The sequence below is a fragment of the Pseudonocardia terrae genome, from assembly GCF_021343995.1.
In the GTDB taxonomy this organism is placed as follows: Bacteria; Actinomycetota; Actinomycetes; order Mycobacteriales; family Pseudonocardiaceae; genus Pseudonocardia; species Pseudonocardia terrae.
Window position 1 is genome coordinate 109027 of sequence record NZ_JAJTTE010000006.1, and the last position, 18524, is coordinate 127550.

An 18524-nucleotide genomic window follows, 5' to 3' on the forward strand; every position below is an offset into this window, starting at 1 on the left:
CCGCCGGAGCGCGTCAAGCCCGCGGGGCCAGTAGGCTCACGCCGTCAGGAGGGAGTCCCGGTGCGGTCGATGCAACGCGTGGTCGCGATCCTCGAGGGCGTCGCCACCGCCCGCGGACCGGCCACCGCGGCCCGGGTCGGCACCGGGACCGGGCTGTCGCTGTCCACGGTCTCGCGGATCATGCGCGAGCTGGCCGAGGAGCAGATGCTCGACCGCCTCGACGACGGCTCCTACGTCCTGGGCTCGCGGGTGTTCCGGCTGGTCCGGGACGCGCGGGCGGGGGGCGACCCGATGGCCACCATCCATCGCGTGCTCGCCGAGCTGCGTGACCGCACCGGCGAGACGGCGTCGCTCAACGTGCGGCGGGACGACACCCGCGTCTGCATCGCGTCCGTGGACAGCCGCCACGAGCTACGGCGGGTCGTGCCCGTCGGGGACGCGATGGCGATGGTCGGCACGGCCACCGGCGACGTGCTGATGGCCGAGCTGGGGGCCGCGGAGCAGACCGCGCTGATCGAGCGGGCCCGCGACGCGGCCGGCTCCCGGGTGGAGCTGCTGGCGCGGCTGCGCGAGACCGCGGAACGCGGCTGGGCGGTCCAGGCGGACGGGCTGATCTCCGGCGTCACCGGCGTCGCGGTCCCGGTGCGCGCCGGAGGGGCGGTCGTCGCGGCCGTCACGCTGTCCGGCCCGACCACCCGGATGTCGCCGGAGGTCGTGGAGAAGTGCCTGCCGGACCTCGAGGACGCGGCCCGCCGGATCGCGCCCTGGGTGCGCGAGCCGGGCTGATCCGACGACCGGGCCGCGGCACCGGGCCGATCCGGCTACCGGGCTGATCCTGCCACCGGGCCGATCCGGCTACCGGGCTGATCCTGCTACCGGGCTGATCCGACTACCGGGCTGGTCCGGCTACCGGGCCGCGAGTTCCCGCGCGGCGGCCAGGGCCTGCCCGGCCCCCTCCGCGGTCCGAGCGGCGGCCTCCTCGAGGGACCGGGCATTGTGCTCGCGGGACAGGGCCTCCACGGCGATCGGCACGTCGATCCCGAGTCCCGCCAGCCCGGCGAGCCACCCCGGCAGGTCGATCGCCCCCTCGCCCGGGACCAACCGGAACTCGAGCGCGTCCTCCGCCGGGTCCGGCCGCGGCTCCGCCAGCATGTCGTTGAGCTGCAGCGACACCACAAGGTCGGCCACCGCGGCGATGTCCGGGAGGGACACCCCGGCACGGTGGACGTGGTAGGCGTCGAGCACGATCCCGGCGTTCGCCGCGCCGGACGCCCGGACGAGCGCGGCCGCCTGCGCCGGGGTGGACACCGGGGAGTTCGCGCGGGCCTCGAACCCCACGGTCAGCCCGTGCTCCGCGGCCCGTGCGCACAGTCCGGCGAACCGCTCGGCGAGCAGGTCCGCCGGCACCGCGGTGGCCCCGGCGTCGACCGCCGCGTCGACCACTTGGATCGTGGTGACCTGCCGGGAGCCGAACGCCGCGGCCAGCGCGAAGACCGCCTCCTCGTCGCCGCGGCCGCCCGAGTCCCAGCCCCGCAGCGGCTCGAGCTCGGGGACCGCGAGGCCGGCCACCGCCGCGCGCACCTCCGGAATCCCCTGCGCCGCTTCGGCCGGGGCGAGCGCGAGCCCGGTGAAGCCCGCGGCCGCGGCGGCCTCCGCCCGCGCGGCGAGCGCGTGACGGGGCGGCCGGCTCAGGTGCGCCCCGGTGAGCGTGTAGTAGCTCGCGACGAGGTCGGTGCGGTCGAGGAGCCCCACCTCAGCCCTCCCGCCGGGCGGGGACCAGGCACATGCCGTGCGACCCGCCGAACGCCGGGCCGATGTTGTTGTCCAGCGTCGCGGTGACCTCGTAGGTGTCGAGGTCGATCACGCTCACCGACCCGGTCTTGAGGTTTGCCGTGAACGCGGTACGGCCGTCAGCGGAGAAGCGGGTGGTGAAGGGCAGCTCGTCGACCTCGACCGAGGCCAGCACCTCGAGCCGCTCCGGCTCGACGACGTGCACCCGGCCGCGGACCGGGCCGCCTGGCGCGGCCCCCGGCTCCGGGAAGCGGAACTCAGTGACCAGGACCCGTCCGTCGGGCGCGACCCGCAGGGCGGACAGGTACTCGTCGAACTCCAACCTGCCGACCACCTCGTCCGACGCGACGTCGATCTTCACCAGACCCGGGGCCGGCGTGCCGGGCGGCGGCACCGCCTTGTTCAGCTGCCCCTGCGCGACGTTGATGACCAGGCTCATCATCGGCGTCGCGGCGAACACGTACCGGCCGTCCGGCGAGCAGTCGATCTCCTCCGCGCCGGCCGGGGCGGGGATCGTGCCGATCTGCCGGCGCGCCCGCAGGTCGACGACCGAGAGCACCGGCGCCTCCTTGTGGGCCACGTAGGCCTTGGCGCCGCCCGGCGTCAGGCACATCCAGTGCGCGTTGGGCGCCTCGAGCGGGACGTTCCCGACGACCTGCCGGGTGGCCGCGTCGATCACCACGATCCCGTTGCGACCGTCGCCCGCCTCGACGCCGGTGTAGATCAGGTCGGCCGCCGGGTCGTACTCCACGTCGTGCGGCGCCTCGTACGGGCTGACGTCGATGACGTCCACGACCTTGCGGGCATCGGCGTCGATCACGCTGATCTCGTGGGCCTTCGGCTTGCCCTCGCCGTACGCCCCCGCACGGTAGGTGTGCGCGAGGTAGGCGAGCCGGCGCCCCTCGTCCCACGCCATCTCGTGCGGCTGGGCGATCAGGTCCGGCACGGTGTCGAGCTTCTCCAGCGTGGTCGCGTCGAAGAAGTCAAGCTTCTGCCCGAACTGGCTGGCCACGAGCAGGACGTCGCCGGCGGTCATCGCACCGCCCCGGTCGGGAGGTGGGCGGTCGGCGGGCACACGAACATGGCGGTCGTCCTCGATCCGTCGGGGCGGCGGTGCGCGCCCGATCATTCACCCGTGGCCCGCCGGACGTCCAGACCTGGACCACCTTCAGATCTCACGTGATGGTTGTTACGCTCATACAGCGGTCCATGATCGAGGACGAACACCCAGGCCGGTACCGAGGACGGCCTCGAGGAGGAACAGGCGTGCCCGGAAGCCAGCCCAAGCAGATCCGCTTCAACGCCCTGGAACAGGGCAACCCGAGCTTCCAGTCCTTCGGGCTGTGGGCGCATCCGCGGGACAAGGCCGTGGACTACACCTCGATCCGCTACTGGGCGGAGTACGCGCAGCTGCTCGAGCGCGGCCTGTTCGACAACCTCTTCATCGCCGACGTCTACGGCATGCCGGACGTCTACGAGGGCAGCAAGGACGGCGCCCTGCGCAACGGCTGCCAGTCCCCCAGCGTCGACCCGGCGGTCCTGCTGCCCGCGATGGCCGCGGTGACCGAGAACCTCTGCTTCACCATGACCGGCAGCTGTACCTACGAGCAGCCGTACCAGTTCGCCCGCCGCATCTCGACCCTGGACCACCTGCTCGAGGGCAGGCTCGGCTGGAACATCGTCACCAGCTACCTGGCCAGCGGCGCCCGCGCGATGGGCCTGGACGGGTTGATCGCGCACGACCGGCGCTACGACATGGCGGACGAGTTCTGCGAGGCCGTCTACCGGCTGTGGGAGCAGAGCTGGGCGGACGGGTCGCTGGTCAAGGACAAGGCGACCCGGGTCTACGCGGACCCGTCGAAGGTCGAGGAGATCGTCTTCGAGGGCGAGTTCCACCGCTTCCGTGCCGTGCACGCCGTGGAGCCCTCCCCGCAGCGCACACCCGTGCTGTTCCAGGCGGGCGGTTCCGAGCGCGGCCGCCGGTTCGCCGGCACCCACGCCGAGGGCATCTACCTCAACGGCACCACCACCGACATCGTCCGGGACAAGATCGCGACGATGACCAAGGAGCTGGAGGCCGTCGGCCGCTCCCGGGAGTCGGCGAAGTTCTTCGCCGGGGTGTCGATCTTCGTCGACGAGACCGAGGAGCTCGCCCGGGCTCGTTATGCCGACTACTTGCGGTACACGAGCTTCGAGGGCCTGATCGCCACGATGTCCGGAATCATGGGCATCGACCTGTCGAACTACCCCGTCGACGAGCCGATCGAGTACGAGGAGAACGACGCCAACCGCTCCGCCCTGGAGATGTTCACCCGGGGCAACAGGTGGACGCTGCGCCAGGTGCTGGAGGAGAAGGCGCTCTGCGGCACCAACATGGCGATGGTCGGCAGCCCGGAACAGATCGCGGACGAGCTCGTCCGCTGGATGGACGAGACGGACCTCGACGGCTTCAACGTGGCCAGGATCGTGGCGCACGAGACGTTCGAGAACGTCATCGACATGGTGATCCCGATCCTGCAGGAGCGCGGCCGCTACAAGACGGAGTACGCCCCCGGTACCTTCCGCGAGAAGCTGTTCGCCACCGACCGGATCCCGGAGACGCACCTGGCCGGCACGTTCCGGCGCTGAGCCCCGTAAGCGGCTGACGCTGTGAAGCGCACCACGGGCTGATCCACCGCGCGGCCGTCGGGACGCAGACTGGACGCAGATCAGGATCGGCGCGCCGGAGCCCGACGTCCCACGGGGACCGGCGCGCCCGCACGCGTCAGGAGGTCCCGTGCTGCACCTCGCCGCCCCGTCCGCCCCGCCGGTGGGCCGACGATGACGGACCTGGACACCGTCGATACCGCGACCGCGCCGGTCGCCGTCGAGTCCCTCCTGGGTGTGGAACCGGCCGGCGCGCAGGTCTTCGAGGCACCCGGCCAGGGCGGGTCGCTCGAGCGCGGGTTCGGCGGCGTCGTGGTCGGCCGGTCGCTGCGGGCGGCCGGGCTGACCGTCGACCCGGGCCGCCCGGTCCATTCGCTGCACGGCCACTTCCTGCGCCCCGCCGACGCCGGCGCCCCGACCCGGTTCCACGTCACGCCCGTCCGCGACGGCGCCACGATCAGCACCCGGCAGGTCGTCGCCGAGCAGCACGGCAAGGAGGTCTTCCTGCTCACGGCCTCGTTCCACGTGCCGGAGGAGAGCTGGGCGCACCAGCTGCCCCTGCTCGGTGCCAGGACGGTCGACCCGGACTCCCTCCCCACCCCGCTGGAGTGCGTCGCCGGGGCCGACGAGACGGTGCGCGCCTGGTGGAGCCGGTTGGCCGGGCTGCACCCCGTGGACCTGCGGTTCGAGGGCGAGCTGCCGCGCTCGGCCGCACACCGGGGCGAGGCCGCGCCACCGCGCCACCGGTTCTGGGTGCGGACCCGCGACCCCCTGCCCGACGACGCCCTGCTGCACCGGTCGGTGGTGGCCTACGTGTCGGACATGATGCTGCTGTCCACCGCCCTCGCCCCGCACGCCACGATGTTCGGCGCCCCGGACGTGAGCGCGGCGAGCCTGGATCACGCCGTCTGGTTCCACGGGCCGCTCCGCGCGGACGGCTGGCTCTGCTACGAGCAGGAGAGCAGCTGGGCGGACGGCGGCCGGGCGCTCTGCCACGGCCGGCTGTTCACCGCCTCTGGGCGGCTCGTCGCGACGGTGGCGCAGGAGGCGATGATCCGCCGCCGCGCGTAGCGGCTCTTCGCCAGGGCGCTCCCGACACTGCCCGACTGACCGAGTCCCGCGGGCAGGGCAGGATGCGCGCATGACCGACCGCCCGGCACCCGCCCCTGGCATGCGGCACCGCAGCATGCGGGACCACAACCTGGGCGTCGTGCTGGGCGAGGTCGCGCGGCGGGGCACGATCAGCCGCGCCGGACTGGCGGTGGCGACCGGGCTGACCAAGTCGACGGTGTCCTCGTTGGTCGGCGAGCTCGTCGAGGCGCGGCTGCTGGTGGCGGAGGGTCGCACCGGTGAGGGTGAGCGGGGCCGGCCGGGCATCGGGCTGGGGCTCGACGGCGGACACGTCGCCGGTCTCGGCTGCGAGATCGGGGCGCGTCGGCTGGCGGTGCGGGTCGTCGACCTCCGCCGGCGCACCCGGGTCCGGCTCGAGCGGGTCGGGTCGAACCGCCGCTCCCCCGATGCCGTGTTCGCCGAGCTCGGCGCTCTCGCCGTGGAGGCCGAGCAACGGGCCCACGCGCAGGGGCTCACCCTCGTGGGCGCGGGGCTCGCCGTCCCGGGCCTGCTCGACCACGACCAGCGGCGGCTCGTCGCGGCGCCGAACCTGGGCTGGCGTGACGTCCCGCTCGACCCGCACCTGGCCGGACTCCCGCCCCGGGCGGGCCTGCCGGTCACGGTCGACAACGAGGCCAACCTGGCGGCGCTGGGCGAGCTGCGGCTCGGCGTCGGGACGGGCCGGCCGTCGTTCCTCGTGGTCACCGGCGAGGTGGGCATCGGCGCGGGGCTGGTGGTCGGGTCCGGGCTGTACTCCGGCGCCGACGGGTTCGCCGGCGAGCTGGGGCACGTCGTGGTCGTGCCCGGCGGGGCCCCCTGCGCCTGCGGCGGGCGCGGCTGCCTGGAGACGGTCGCGGGCCTGCCCGCCCTGCTTCGCGCCGCCGGTCTCGACCCCGAGGGCGGCCTCGCGCCGCTGCTCACGGCCCTCGACCGGCCTGCGGGCGACGCGGCGGGCGACGCCGCCCGCACGGCCGTCGACGGGGCCGCCGCCGCACTCGCCCTGGCTCTGACGGCTGCGGTGCACCTGCTCGCCCCCGGGCTGATCGTGCTCGGTGGCACCCTCGCCGCCCTCGGCCGGGTGCTGATCCCCCGGCTCGACGTGGCCCTCGCCGCGCAGGTCGGGGCGCTGCGGGGCAGCGCTCCGCCGGTCACCACCTCCGCCCTCGGCGCCGACGCCGCGGTCCTCGGCGCCGCGCTGGGTGTGCTCGACGCGGTCGTCGCCGACCCGGTGCGGATCCTGCCCTCCTGATCCGCGACGGCGACTGGCGGAAGCCCACAGCGCGACTCGCAGACGTCCGGGCTCTCGCCGCGCCCATGCCGGCCCGGCTACGGTCCCGGTTTAGTTCGCGATCTGGACTAAACAAGGAGCGCCCGATGACCGCACCGACGCCGTCGCAGGCCGACCGCTTCTCCTTCGGCCTCTGGACGGTCGGGTGGCAGGGCCGGGACCCGTTCGGCGAGGCCACCCGCCCCGCGCTCGACGTCGTCGAGGCCGTGGAGCGGCTGGCCGCGCTCGGCGCCTGGGGCCTGACCTTCCACGACGACGACCTCTTCGGCTTCGGCCCCGACGCGGACACCCGGGACAAGCAGGTCACGCGCCTGCGCGAGGCGCTCGACGCCACCGGCATGACCGTCCCGATGGTCACGACGAACCTGTTCACCCACCCCGTGTTCAAGGACGGCGGGTTCACCAGCAACGACCGGTCGGTGCGCCGGTTCGCGCTGCGCAAGGTGCTGCGCAACGTCGAGCTCGCCGTCGAGCTGGGCGCGCGGACCTTCGTGCTGTGGGGCGGCCGCGAAGGTTCGGAGTACGACTCGGCGAAGGACGTCGCGGCGGCGCTCGACCGCTATCGCGAGGCGATGGACCTGCTGTGCGACGTCGTCGTCGACCGCGGCTACGACCTCCGGTTCGCCCTCGAGCCCAAGCCCAACGAGCCCCGCGGCGACATCCTGCTGCCGACGGTCGGGCACGCGCTCGCCTTCATCGAGAAGCTCGCCCGTCCCGAGCTGGTCGGCGTGAACCCCGAGGTCGGACACGAGCAGATGGCCGGGCTGAACTACGTGCACGGCATCGCGCAGGCGCTGTGGGCGGGCAAGCTCTTCCACCTCGACCTCAACGGCCAGCGCGGGATCAAGTACGACCAGGACCTCGTGTTCGGCCACGGTGACCTGCTCAACGCGTTCGCGCTGGTCGACCTGCTCGAGCACGGCGGCCCCGGCGGCGGCCCGGCCTACGACGGCCCGCGGCACTTCGACTACAAGCCCTCGCGCACCGAGAGCTACACCGGCGTCTGGGACTCGGCCGCCGCCACCATGCGGATGTACCTGCTGCTCAAGGAGCGTGCCGCCGCCTTCCGCGCCGATCCCGAGGTGCAGGATGCCCTCGCCACCGCCGGCGTCCCCGAGCTGTCGACCCCGACCCTCGCACCCGGCGAGGGCCACGCCGAGCTCCTGGCGGACCGCTCGTCGTTCGAGGACTTCGACGCCGACCGGGCCGGGCGGCGCGGGTACGGGTTCGTCCGGCTGCACCAGCTCGCCGTCGAACACCTCATGGGCGCCCGCTGATCAGCGCCGGAACGAGCCGATCAGGCCCGGTCAGGACCGATCAGCCGACGGCCCGCAGCCCGCGCCCGCCGCACCGCGTCGGCGGCGCGGGCGGTGACCTCGTCCCACCGCCCGGCGGCGAGCAGCCCCGGGTCGACCATCCAGCTGCCGCTGACGGCCGGGACGCACGGCAGGGCGAGGTAGTCCGCCATGTTCTCCGGCTTCACGCCGCCGGACGGCAGGAAGGACATCGCGGGGAAGGGCGCGGACAACGCGCGGATCCCGGCCACTCCGCCGAGCAGGTTCGCCGGGAAGAACTTCACCTCCGTGAGCCCGCGCTCGGCGGCGACCATCAGGTCCGACGCGCCGGAGACCCCGGGCAGCGCCGGGACGTCGCGCTCGGCCGCCCGGTCCAGCACGGACGCGGAGAGCCCGGGGCTCACCACGAACCGGGCCCCGGCGTCGACGACCTCGTCGACGTGCTGCGGGACCAGCACCGAGCCCGCCCCGACGTGCAGCGTGGGCAGCGCGGACAGGGCCCGGATGCCGGCCAGGCCCGCGGCGGTGCGCAGGGTGATCTCGACGACGTCGACGCCCCCGGCGAGCAGGGCCTCGCCGAGGGGCAGGGCCTGGGCCGGGTCGTCGAGGACGACGACCGGGAGGACCGGGCAGCGGGCGAGCAGGGACACGGGCACTCCTCGGTGGAAGATCGGCGGGGCGGGATCAGCGCAGGACGTCCGTGGGCGGGTCGGCCTGCAGGGCCGCGAGCTCGGCGCGGGTGGGCAGCCCCTCCCAGTCCCCGTGGACCAGGCAGACCGCGCCGCCCGCGGCGTTGCCGAGCGCGAGGGAGGCCTCGACGGGCCGGTCCTCGACGAGCTCGGCGAGATAGCCGGCGACGAACGCGTCGCCGGCGCCGACTGCGTCGACCACCTCGACCGGCCGGGTCGGGGCGTGGACGGAGGTGCCGCCGGCGTGCGCGACGGCGCCGAGCGGTCCGAGCTTCACCACCGCGGTGGCGGACCCCAGCTTGGCCAGCCGCGCGGCGAGGTCGGCGCCCCCCTCGGCGTCGACCGGCGCGGCGTCCGGCGCGGCGTCCACGCCCAGGACCAGGGCTGCCTCCTCGGGTCCGGCGAACACGAGGTCGCAGGCGGGGACGAGCTCGCCCAGGACCGCGCGGGCCTCGGCGTCGGACCAGAGCGTGCGGCGATGGTTCACGTCGAGCGACACGAGCACCCCCGCCTCCCGCGCGATCCCCACCGCGCGGGCGACCGCGGCACGCGGACCGGGGCCGAGCGCCGGGGTGATCCCGGTCAGGTGCAGCACCCGGGCGGCGCCGATCTCGGGCGCGACGGCGTCGACGTGCGCGGGCGCGAGCCGCGAGGCGGCGCTGCCGGCGCGGTAGTAGCGCACCCGGTGCGTACGCCCGCCCCGCAGCTCCTTGAGCATCATCCCGGTCGGGGCGGCCGGGTCCGGGTCGGCGAGCACCCGCACCCCCTCGGCACGGATCTCGCGGACCACGGCGCGGCCCAGGTCGTCGTCGCCGACCCGGGAGACCCACGTGACGTCGACGCCCAGCCGGGCCAGCCCGATCGCCACGTTGGACTCCGCCCCGCCGATGCCGACGGCAAGGGCCGAGCCCGCCGCCAGCCGTCCCTGTGGGGTCAGCAGACCCATGGTCTCGCCGAGGGTCAGCACCGCGCTCACGACAACTCCAGCATGACCTTGCTGCTCCCGGGCGCCGCGGCGACCGCGAGGGCGTCGGCGGCGGCGTCGATCGGGAACCGGTGGCTGATCACCGGGGTGACGTCCAGGCCCGCCGCCATCGCCGCGAGAGCGTCGGAGATCTCCTCGACGAACCGGTACGAGCCGATCCAGGTGATCTCACGGGTGACCAGGTCGCCGAGCGCGGCGGACACCGCGGCCCCGGGCAGGTTCCCGACCTGCACGAGCGTACCGCCGCGGGCGGTCGCGCGGAGCACCGAGCCGAGGGCGGCGGGCGCGCCGGAGGCCTCGAAGACGAGCTCGACGTCCTCGGGCAGCGACCCCGTCGAGACGTCGACGGTCTCGTCGGCCCCCATCGCGCGGGCCACCTCGAGGGACGCCTCGGCGATGTCCGAGGCGACCACGGCGGCCGCCCCGGCGTGCTTCGCCGCGGCCACGACCAGCGAGCCGATCGGGCCGGCCCCGTTGACCAGCACGGTGCGTCCGCGCAGGTCACCGGCCCGGGACACGGCGTGCATCGCCACGGCCAACGGCTCGGCGAGAGCGCCGGACAGGGTGTCGACGCCCGTGGGCAGCACCCGCAGCTGCTCGGCGCGGACCGCGCGCAGGCCGCTGAAACCGCCGTCCGTGTGCGGGTCGAAGGCCGCCGACCCGAAGTACCGCACGTGCGGGTACAGGTTGGTGCGGCCGGCGATCCGCTCGGGCAGGTGCCCGTCGCCGACCAGCTCGGCCGGGTGGACGGTCACGGCGGTGCCGGTCTCGAGGCCGGTCACGCCCGGCCCCAGCGCGGCGACCCGGCCGGCCACCTCGTGCCCGAGCACCAGGGGGTGCTTCAGCGAGGCCGTGCCGGAGGCGCCGTTCTTCCAGTAGGCCACGTCGGAGCCGCAGATCCCGCCCCACTCCATGGCGACCAGGACCTCGCCCGGCCCGGCGACGGGGTCGGGTCGCTCGTCGACCCGCAGGTCGCCGGCTCCGTGTACGACTGCGGTCTTCACGCCGCGTCCTCCAGCGCCACCAGGTCACGCCCGCGGGTCTCCGGCGCGAGCAGGGTCGAGACGAGGGTGATCGCCGAGTAGACGACGAGCATCGCGGCGATCGGCCACCAGCTGCCGGTCAGCGCGGTCAGCGAGGCCGCGACGACCGGGCCGATCGCGGTGGCGAGGATGCCGCCGATCTCCTTGGCCAGCGCGAGCTGGGTGAACCGGGTGCGGGCGCCGAACAGCTCCGCCATCGTGACGCTCTCCATCGAGAACAGCCCCAGCACGCCGATGTTGAGCGCGAGGATCATGCCGAGCGTGATCGCCACGGTGCTGCCGCTCGTGATCAGCAGCATCGCCGGGAAGGCGACGACGATCGTCGCGGCGGTGAGGCCGAGGTACACCGGGCGGCGGCCGACCTTGTCGCCGAGCAGGCCGATCAGCGGCACCGTCGCGAAGCCGATCAGCGAGCCCCAGACGATCGCGTCGGTCGGGACCGACCGGTCGACGAGCAGCGTGGTGGCGAGGTAGCCGACCAGGAAGGTCTGCACGAGCCCGGAGTTGCCGGCCTGGCCGAACCGCAGGCCCAGGGCCAGGAAGAACGCCTTCCCCTTGCGCTGCTTCAGGCCGGCCTCCAGCACGCCCTCGCGCGAGGCCTCGGTGCGGGACAGGGCCACGCCGTCGACGACGTCGGGCCGCTCCTCGAAGACCGGGCTCTCCTTGAGGTTCCGCCGCAGCCAGACGGCGAAGATCATCAGCACGAAGCTGAGCAGGAACGGGATCCGCCAGCCCCAGGCCAGCAGCTGCTCGTCGCTGAGCACCGCGAGCAGGATCGCCCACAGCCCGGAGGCGGCGAGCGTGCCCGAGTTGGTGCCGAGCGAGGTCAGCGAGGCGATGATCCCGCGGCGCCGGACCGGCGCGTACTCGGCGAGCATCACGGTGGCGCCCGCGATCTCGGCGCCGGCGCCGAAGCCCTGGATCAGGCGCAGCGCGACGAGCAGGATCGGGGCGAGGATGCCGATCGTGCCGTAGGTGGGCACGGCACCGATCAGCGTCGTGGAGACGCCCATCAGCAGGATGGTCAGGAAGAGGACCTTCTTGCGGCCGATCCGGTCGCCCATCCGCCCGAAGTAGATCGCGCCGGCGAGCCGGGCGACGTAGCCGACGCCGTAGGTCGCCATGGCGGCGATCAGGCCGATCGCCGGGCTGACGTCCGGGAAGAAGACCTTGTTGAAGACGATGGCGGCCGCCAGCGAGTAGAGCTGGAAGTCCATGAACTCCATCGCGGTGCCCAGCCATCCGGACACGGCGGCCCTCGTGAGGTCGCGCGTCGTGCGGCTGACCACGCCGGGGGGCTCCGTCCTGGTGCTGTCCGTCGTGCTGTCCGTCATCGTGAACTCCGTTGCTCAGTGACCGCTGGGTGGGGTGGTGTCGTCTCGCGGGGTCGGCAGGGCTCTGTTCAGAGCTCGACGCGGCCCGCGGCGAGGGCGGGCAGGTGGGCGGCGACGGCGGTGACCAGGCCGTCCGTCGCCGCCAGGTCGGGGGCGCCGATCGTGTCGAGCAGTCCCCGGACGGCCGCTGTGTCGGGTCCGCCACGCCAGCAGGCGGCGAGGGCCCCGGCGGCCGGGTCGGTGGTGCCGAAGAGCTGCCCGTCCGGGCCCGGACGGGTGGCGTGCACCCAGCCGGCGAGGGCGAGCTCCAGCACGGGGGCGCGGCGCTCGCGCAGCACCGGGAGCCAGCGCTCCGGCACCTTCAGCGAGCCGTCCGAGCCGATCTGCCGCAGCAGGTGCCGGATCCCCGGGTTGCGGAAGCGCTCGACCAGGTCCCCGGCGTACGCGGCCGGATCCGGCCCGTCGACGGGCAGGGTCGGCGCGACCTCGGCGGCGAGGCTCCGGACCAGCGTCTCGCCCCATCCGGTCGCCATGGCGTCGGCGATCGCCGTGGCCCCGGCCGCCAGGCCGAGGTAGGCCAGCGCGGAGTGGGCGCCGTTGAGCAACCGCAGCTTGGTGAGCTGGTAGGGCGCGACGTCCGGCACGACCAGCGCGCCGTCGCGCTCCCAGGCCGGGCGCGGAGCGGCGAACCGGTCCTCGAGCACCCACTGCCGGTACGGCTCCCCCACGACCGGCAGTGCGTCGACGACGCCGAGCGCCGCGGCGGCCGCGTCGCGGTCGGCGTCGGTCGTGGCCGGCACGATCCGGTCGACGATCGTCGAGGGGAAGGTGACGGCCGCGGCCATCCGGTCGAGCACGGCGTCGCGGTCCGCCCAGGTCGACGCCTCGACGAAGCCCCGCACGACCGCCGCCAGCGCGGTGCCGTTGGCGGACATGTTGTCGCAGCACACCACGCTGATCGGCGCGGCACCGGCCCGCATCCGGGCGGCGAGGCCTGCGGCCAGCCGGCCGACGACGGTGCGGGCGCCGTCCGGGCCCGCGGCGAGGTCGGCGGCGATCGCCGGGTCGGCGGTGTCGAGCGTGCCGTCGGAGCGCCGGTGGTGCCCCTTCTCGGTGATCGTCAGGGTGACGACGGAGACGTCCGGGTCGGTGAGCAGGGTGTCGACCCGTGCGGCGTCGGGGCCGAGGGCGAGCGCCTCGACCACCGAGCCGACGACGGAGGTCCGGCTCCCGTCGGCGCCCCGCTCGGTCACCGAGTACAGGCAGTCCTGCGCGCGCAGCGCCGCCGCGGTGGCGGCGGACCGGGGCGCGACGACCGCGATCCCCCACGGCTCGCCGGTCGCGGCCGCCACCCGCTCGGTGTAGACGGCCTGGTGGGCGCGGTGGAAGGCACCCAGGCCCAGGTGCAGGACCCGGGGCCGCAGCGCACCGGGCTCGACGAGCGGGCGGGCGTCGGCGGGGATCCGGGCCAGGGTGTCGCGGCCCAGGCCGGCGTGGACCAGCGTGCTCACCAGTCGTGCACCGAGCCGTCGAGCCGGCGGGCGACCGGCAGGTAGCGGGCCTCGTACGGGAAGCGCTCGGCGGCCTTCTCGTCGTACTCGACGCCGAGACCGGGCACCTCGCTCGGGTGCAGCATGCCGTTGGCGAGGGTGGGCCCGCCGCGGAAGACCTCCAGGGTCTCGTCGGCGTGGCCCATGTACTCCTGGATGCCGAAGTTCGGCACGGCGACGTCGAGGTGCACCGCGGCGGCCATGCTCACCGGGGAGAGGTCGGTGGCCCCGTGCGATCCGGTCCGCACGCCGTACAGCGCGGCGAGGTCGAAGATCCGGCGCAGGTGCGTGAGGCCGCCCGCGTGCACGACGGTCGTGCGGACGTAGTCGATCAGCTGCTCGGTGATCAGAGACTGCACGTCCCAGATCGAGTTCAGCACCTCGCCGGTGGCGATCGGCGTGGTCGTGTGCTGGCGGATGAGCCGGAACGCCTCCTGGTTCTCCGCCGGCGTCGGGTCCTCCATCCAGAACAGCCGGCACGCCTCGACGGACTTGCCGAACCGGGCCGCCTCCAGCGGGGTGAGCCGGTGGTGCACGTCGTGCAGCAGGTGGAAACCGAAGCCGAACCGCTCGCGAACCGCCTCGAGATAGGTGGGCGCGAAGTTCAGGTAGGCCTCGGTGTCCCACGGCTGCTCGTCGGGCAGCGCGGTCGCCGCGGGCTCGTAGAGCTTGCCCTTGCGCACCCCGTAGGTGCCGCCGACGTCGGGCACCGCGGCCTGGGCCCGCACGGCCTTGTAGCCCAGGGACAGGAACCGCTCGACGTCGTCGAGCAGCTCGGCGGTGTCCTGGCCGCTGGCGTGCGAGTAGACCAGCACGCCGTCCCGGGAACGACCGCCCAGCAGCTGGTAGACGGGCAGCCCCGCGACCTTGCCCTTGATGTCCCACAGCGCGGTGTCGACGGCGGCGATCGCGGTCATCGTGACCGGGCCGCGGCGCCAGTACGCCCCCTTGTAGAGGTACTGCCACATGTCCTCGATGCGCGCCGGGTCCTTGCCGATCAGCAGCGGGACGAGGTGGTCGCGCAGGTAGCTCGCGACGGCGAGCTCGCGGCCGTTGAGGGTGGCGTCGCCGAGGCCGACGACCCCGTCCGTCGTCGTGATCCGCAGGGTCACGAACGTCCGGCCCGGGGAGGCGACGAACACCTCGGCCCGCTCGATCTTGCTCACCAGGTCCCACTCCTTCGGACGATCCGGTCCGCGCGCCCCGGGACTCGCCAGCAGTCGGTCCGGCTGGTCGCGCAGTACTTGTATACAAGCATCCGTCGCGAAGGGGTGCAAGACCGGACCGGACGAGCGATCAGTGACGCCCCACACCCGATATCGTGGGCTCGTGACCCGGACGAACAGCCGGCGGACCAGCCGTCGCGCCGTCTACGAGACGTTGCGCCGCAAGGTCCTCACCCTGGAGCTGCCGCCCGGTGCCGCGCTGTCGGAGAACGAGCTGGCGGCCTCGCTCGGCGTGAGCCGCACCCCGGTGCGGGAGAGCCTGATCCTGCTGGTGGAGGAGGGCCTGGTACAGGTCTTCCCGCAGGTCGGGTCGTTCGTCTCGCGGGTCGACCCGGGCCGGGTCGCCGACGCCCAGTTCCTGCGCGAGGCCGTGGAGCTCGCGTCGCTGGAGGACCTGCCCGCCGAGCTCGACGCCGAGCTCGTCGCGGAGCTGCGCCGCAACCTCGACGAGCAGCGCCGCCCCGGGCTCACGGTCGAGGACTTCTTCGCCCTCGACGAGGACTTCCACCACGGCCTGCTGCGGCTCGCCGGGCACGGCCGCGCATGGGCGACGGTGGTCTCCGCCAAGGGCCACCTGGACCGGGCGCGCCGGCTCGGCCTGCAGGAGACGCCACCCGCCGGGTTCGCCGACCAGCACGTCGAGATCCTCGAGGCGGTGCTGGCCGGCGACGTCGCCCGCGCCCGCGCCGCCATGCGCACCCACCTGCGAGCGGTGTTCGACGACGTCGAGGCCATCCGCGAGCGCTCCCCCGAGCTGTTCGCGTCGGCGTCGGGTACGGTCCCGGTGCGCCGCAACGTCGTCGTCTGGGAGTAGCGGTGCAGGTCCGGACGGTTCGGGGTCAGGTCTCTGCTGTCGCGGCCACGAGGCCGGCCAGCACCTGACGCGCGGCGACCGGGCCGGCATTGAGGTACCAGACGTCGTCGTCGACGGCGGTCGCGCGCCCCTCGGCCACCGCGGGCACGCTGCGCCACAGCGGCCCGCCGAGCAGCTCGGGCGCCGCGCCCTCGCCGCCCTGGACGCCGTAGAACACGTGCCCGCCGTCGGCGCGGGCCAGCTGCTCGGTGCTGATGTCCTCCGAGGTCTTCGCAAAGGTCTGGGAGGGCGGGCGCGGCAGGCCGGCGTCCTCGGCGACGGAGCCGGTGAAGGAGGCCACCCCGAACACGCGGATCCGGTCGGCGGTGACGCGCAGCAGCGAGACGGTGGGGCGTGACGCGACCCCGCCGTCGACCCTGCCGTCGACCCCGCCGCCGAGACCGCCGTCGAGACCGTCGCCGAGCGCGGCGGCGTCCGCGTGGTACGCGTCGAGCCAGCGTTGCGCCTGCTCCGCGCGGCCGAGGCCGTGGGCCAGGATCAGCAGGTCCTGCTTCCAGTTCACGCCCGTGCCCTCGGTCAGCACCGTCGGGGCGATCCGGGACAGCTGCGGGTAGAGCTCCTCCGCCCCCGCCTCGTTCGCGAGGATCAGGTCCGGCCTGGCGTTCGCGACGCTCTCCAGGTTCGGTTCCAGCCGCAGGCCCAGGTCGGCCATCGCGGCGAGCGCGGCGGCCCGCTCGGGGAACGCCTCGGCGAGGTACGCGGGCACGAGGTCGGCGGCGTCGCCGCGGGTGCCGCCGACGGGAGTCACGCCGAGGGCGAGCAGGGCGTCGAGCTGTCCCGTGGCCAGCACCACCACACGCTGCGGCGCCGCCGGGATCTCGGTGGTGCCGCCGAAGTGCGCGACGGTCCGGGGGAACACGCCGTCGGGCTCGGAGCTACCCATCCCGGGGGGGCCCGCGCGCGGCGCGGTCCACCGCTGCGGCGCGTCCGACGGTCCCGCTGACCCGGACGGAGCCGACCCGGACGGGGTGGCCGGTGCCGTCTGTCCGGCGCACGCCGCCAGCGCCAGGACCGCCGCGACCAGCAGCACGGGCAGGCGTCGGACGATATAGGTGAGGCTCACCTATCCATCCCACCTCAGCGTCGCGCTCGGCACCAGGCCCACGGGCGAGCTGTGATCGACTCGGCGTCGACACCGGTTCGGGGCGGGTCTGGTCGAGCCGGGCCGGGTCAGGACGCCGGGTCCGCCGCCGCGCGCTCCCCCAGCGACAGCACCTCGGCCAGCCGGAACAGGCCCGGCACGGCGGCCCGCACCGCCGCGGCCTCCTCCGCGGGCAGGGCGGCGAGCGCGCCCGCCACCGGCCGTTCGTCCTGCAGGACACGCTGGGCTGTCCACCGGGCAGTACGCGCTGGCCTTCGGGGCCAACGCGGCCGGCCTCACCGTCTCCAGCCTGGTCGGCGGCCGGCTGGCCGGGCGGGTCGCGCCGAAGCGGCCCCTCGGCGCCGTCGTCTCCCCGCTGGTCGGGTCCAGCCCGCTGGCGATGGCTGTCGTGATGGTGGTGGCCTCGGGCCTCGGCGTCCTCGCGCTCGCCTCGCTCACGCGAGGGGACGCCGCTCAGCCCACCGACCGGGCGAACCCCAGCACGTCCCGCACCGCCTCGGCGTAGACGTCGGGCATCGCGGCCCGGAACATCAGCTCGCCGACGTGACAGAGGCCGAGGTTGACCTTCCCGACGGACGGGACCTCCGCGGCGAGCAGGGCCCGGTGGTAGGCGATCCCCTCGTCCCGCAGCGGGTCCAGCTCGTTGCACGAGATCACGTGCGGGGGCAGGCCCCGGAGGTCGTCGGCCGTCGCGTGGTACGGCCAGCAGGTCGCGTCGGTCGCGTTGCCGGCTCCCGGGTCGTACACCTCGGCGAGCAGCGGGAACAGCTCGCGATTGAGCCAGTACCGGTCGTTCTCGACCAGCGACGGCAGCGACGCCTCGGTCCAGTCGCCGAGGATGTACGGGCACTGGGCGTAGACGCCGGCGATCGCGTCCACCCAGCCCTCCCGCTTCGCCTTGATCGGCAGGGCGAGGGCGAGGTTGCCGCCGCCGGAGTCGCCGGTGACCACGATGTGCGTCCCGCCCAGCTCGCCGAGGTGCTCGGCCACCCAGCGCAGCCCGGTCGCACAGTCCTCCAGGCCCGCCGGGAACGGGTGCGGGCCGAGCGCGCCGCCGCCGTTGCGGTACTCCACCCCGACGACGAGGGCCCCGGCCGCCGCGAGCTCGTCCCGCCAGCGCGTGTAGAGCGCCCCCTTCGCGGCCAGCATGACCATTCCGCCGCCGTGCACCTGGTAGATCACCGGGAGCGGGCCCTCGACCCCCTCGGGCCGGTGGATGTGCAGGCCGATCTCGTGCCCGCCCTCACCGGTGATCGTGCGCAGCTCCGTCGTGACGCCGTGGATCGGTGGCAGGCCCTCGGCGAGGGTGGCGAAGAGCCCCTCGAACCCCTCCTCGACGGCGTCGACGAACTGCAGCAGCGCGTCCCGGCCCGCGTCGGGTCCCAGCGGGGCGCCGTCGGCGTGGTCGAGGAGCCCGAGCGCGCCCAGCACTGCGACCATCCGCGGATCGGCCCGCGGGTCCGTGCCGATCGTCAGGGCCGGGTCCCCGAGCCGGCCGGGCGGGGTGTGCGGCGTCGACACGTCGGTCGTCATGGGCGTTCTCCTCGTCGAGATCCTGCGGGTCGCGGTGGCCCGACCGACGCGGCAGCGC

17 protein-coding genes are annotated in these 18524 nt (G+C 74.5%); 6 read left to right on the plus strand and 11 right to left on the minus strand.

The annotated features are described in order from the left end of the window. The first annotated feature begins 69 nt into the window (after positions 1-69). Positions 70-786 (plus strand): IclR family transcriptional regulator, encoded by a 717-nt coding sequence (locus LWC33_RS05925; RefSeq protein ID WP_233303199.1) that lies wholly within the window; start codon positions 70-72, stop codon positions 784-786. 120 nt (positions 787-906) lie between these two features. On the opposite strand, the gene LWC33_RS05930 is transcribed toward LWC33_RS05925, so the two are convergent. Both LWC33_RS05930 and LWC33_RS05935 read right to left on the minus strand, forming a co-directional pair. Then, positions 907-1752: a sugar phosphate isomerase/epimerase family protein gene (locus LWC33_RS05930; protein ID WP_233303200.1), complete on the minus strand. Its 846-nt coding sequence runs from the start codon at positions 1750-1752 to the stop codon at positions 907-909. A 1-nt stretch (position 1753) separates the two neighbouring features. After that, positions 1754-2827 (minus strand): YncE family protein, encoded by a 1074-nt coding sequence (locus LWC33_RS05935; RefSeq protein WP_233303201.1) that lies wholly within the window; start codon positions 2825-2827, stop codon positions 1754-1756. Positions 2828-3057: 230 nt separating this feature from the next. On the opposite strand from LWC33_RS05935, the gene LWC33_RS05940 reads away from it, so the two are divergent. The 4 genes from LWC33_RS05940 (at position 3058) to xylA (ending at position 8112) form a co-directional block, all read left to right on the plus strand. Next, positions 3058-4419, plus strand: coding sequence for an LLM class flavin-dependent oxidoreductase (locus LWC33_RS05940; protein WP_233303202.1), 1362 nt, complete (start codon positions 3058-3060; stop codon positions 4417-4419). Between the two features lie 192 nt (positions 4420-4611). Beyond that, positions 4612-5508, plus strand: coding sequence for an acyl-CoA thioesterase (locus LWC33_RS05945; RefSeq protein WP_233303203.1), 897 nt, complete (start codon positions 4612-4614; stop codon positions 5506-5508). 70 nt (positions 5509-5578) lie between these two features. Beyond that, positions 5579-6796: an ROK family transcriptional regulator gene (locus tag LWC33_RS05950; protein WP_233303204.1), complete on the plus strand. Its 1218-nt coding sequence runs from the start codon at positions 5579-5581 to the stop codon at positions 6794-6796. Positions 6797-6921: 125 nt separating this feature from the next. Then, positions 6922-8112: a xylose isomerase gene (xylA, locus tag LWC33_RS05955; RefSeq protein ID WP_233303205.1), complete on the plus strand. Its 1191-nt coding sequence runs from the start codon at positions 6922-6924 to the stop codon at positions 8110-8112. A 20-nt stretch (positions 8113-8132) separates the two neighbouring features. Here the strand turns inward: xylA and eda are convergent, their stop codons facing one another. The 6 genes from eda to manD form a co-directional block, all read right to left on the minus strand. Beyond that, positions 8133-8780 (minus strand): bifunctional 4-hydroxy-2-oxoglutarate aldolase/2-dehydro-3-deoxy-phosphogluconate aldolase, encoded by a 648-nt coding sequence (eda, locus tag LWC33_RS05960; protein WP_233303206.1) that lies wholly within the window; start codon positions 8778-8780, stop codon positions 8133-8135. Positions 8781-8814: 34 nt separating this feature from the next. After that, a complete protein-coding gene (locus tag LWC33_RS05965; protein ID WP_233303207.1) occupies positions 8815-9795 on the minus strand; it encodes a sugar kinase in 981 nt (326 codons plus the stop codon). After that, the gene (locus LWC33_RS05970) at positions 9792-10808 is read right to left on the minus strand and encodes an L-idonate 5-dehydrogenase (RefSeq protein ID WP_233303208.1); all 1017 of its coding nucleotides are present in this window, start codon (positions 10806-10808) and stop codon (positions 9792-9794) included. Before LWC33_RS05970 ends, LWC33_RS05965 begins: the two co-directional genes overlap by 4 nt. Further along, positions 10805-12181, minus strand: coding sequence for an MFS transporter (locus tag LWC33_RS05975; RefSeq protein WP_233303209.1), 1377 nt, complete (start codon positions 12179-12181; stop codon positions 10805-10807). Before LWC33_RS05975 ends, LWC33_RS05970 begins: the two co-directional genes overlap by 4 nt. 68 nt (positions 12182-12249) lie before the next feature. Next, the gene (locus LWC33_RS05980) at positions 12250-13692 is read right to left on the minus strand and encodes a mannitol dehydrogenase family protein (protein WP_233303210.1); all 1443 of its coding nucleotides are present in this window, start codon (positions 13690-13692) and stop codon (positions 12250-12252) included. Beyond that, positions 13689-14897, minus strand: coding sequence for a D-mannonate dehydratase ManD (manD, locus tag LWC33_RS05985; RefSeq protein ID WP_233303211.1), 1209 nt, complete (start codon positions 14895-14897; stop codon positions 13689-13691). The genes LWC33_RS05980 and manD overlap by 4 nt, the downstream gene beginning before the upstream one ends. A gap of 163 nt (positions 14898-15060) precedes the next feature. Here manD and LWC33_RS05990 point away from each other — a divergent pair, with 163 nt between their 5' ends. Then, a complete protein-coding gene (locus LWC33_RS05990; RefSeq protein ID WP_233303212.1) occupies positions 15061-15771 on the plus strand; it encodes a GntR family transcriptional regulator in 711 nt (236 codons plus the stop codon). 25 nt (positions 15772-15796) lie between these two features. Here LWC33_RS05990 and LWC33_RS05995 read toward each other — a convergent pair whose 3' ends face one another. From LWC33_RS05995 to LWC33_RS06000, 3 genes are all read right to left on the minus strand, one after another. Further along, positions 15797-16894 carry an ABC transporter substrate-binding protein gene (locus LWC33_RS05995; protein WP_233303213.1) on the minus strand — a complete coding sequence of 366 codons (1098 nt, stop codon included), beginning with the start codon at positions 16892-16894 and terminating at the stop codon, positions 15797-15799. Positions 16895-17001: 107 nt separating this feature from the next. Beyond that, positions 17002-17130, minus strand: coding sequence for a hypothetical protein (locus LWC33_RS34860; protein WP_255691008.1), 129 nt, complete (start codon positions 17128-17130; stop codon positions 17002-17004). Between the two features lie 256 nt (positions 17131-17386). Continuing rightward, complete coding sequence (locus tag LWC33_RS06000) at positions 17387-18466, minus strand: alpha/beta hydrolase (protein ID WP_233303214.1); 1080 nt, start codon at positions 18464-18466, stop codon at positions 17387-17389. Positions 18467-18524 lie beyond the last annotated feature (58 nt).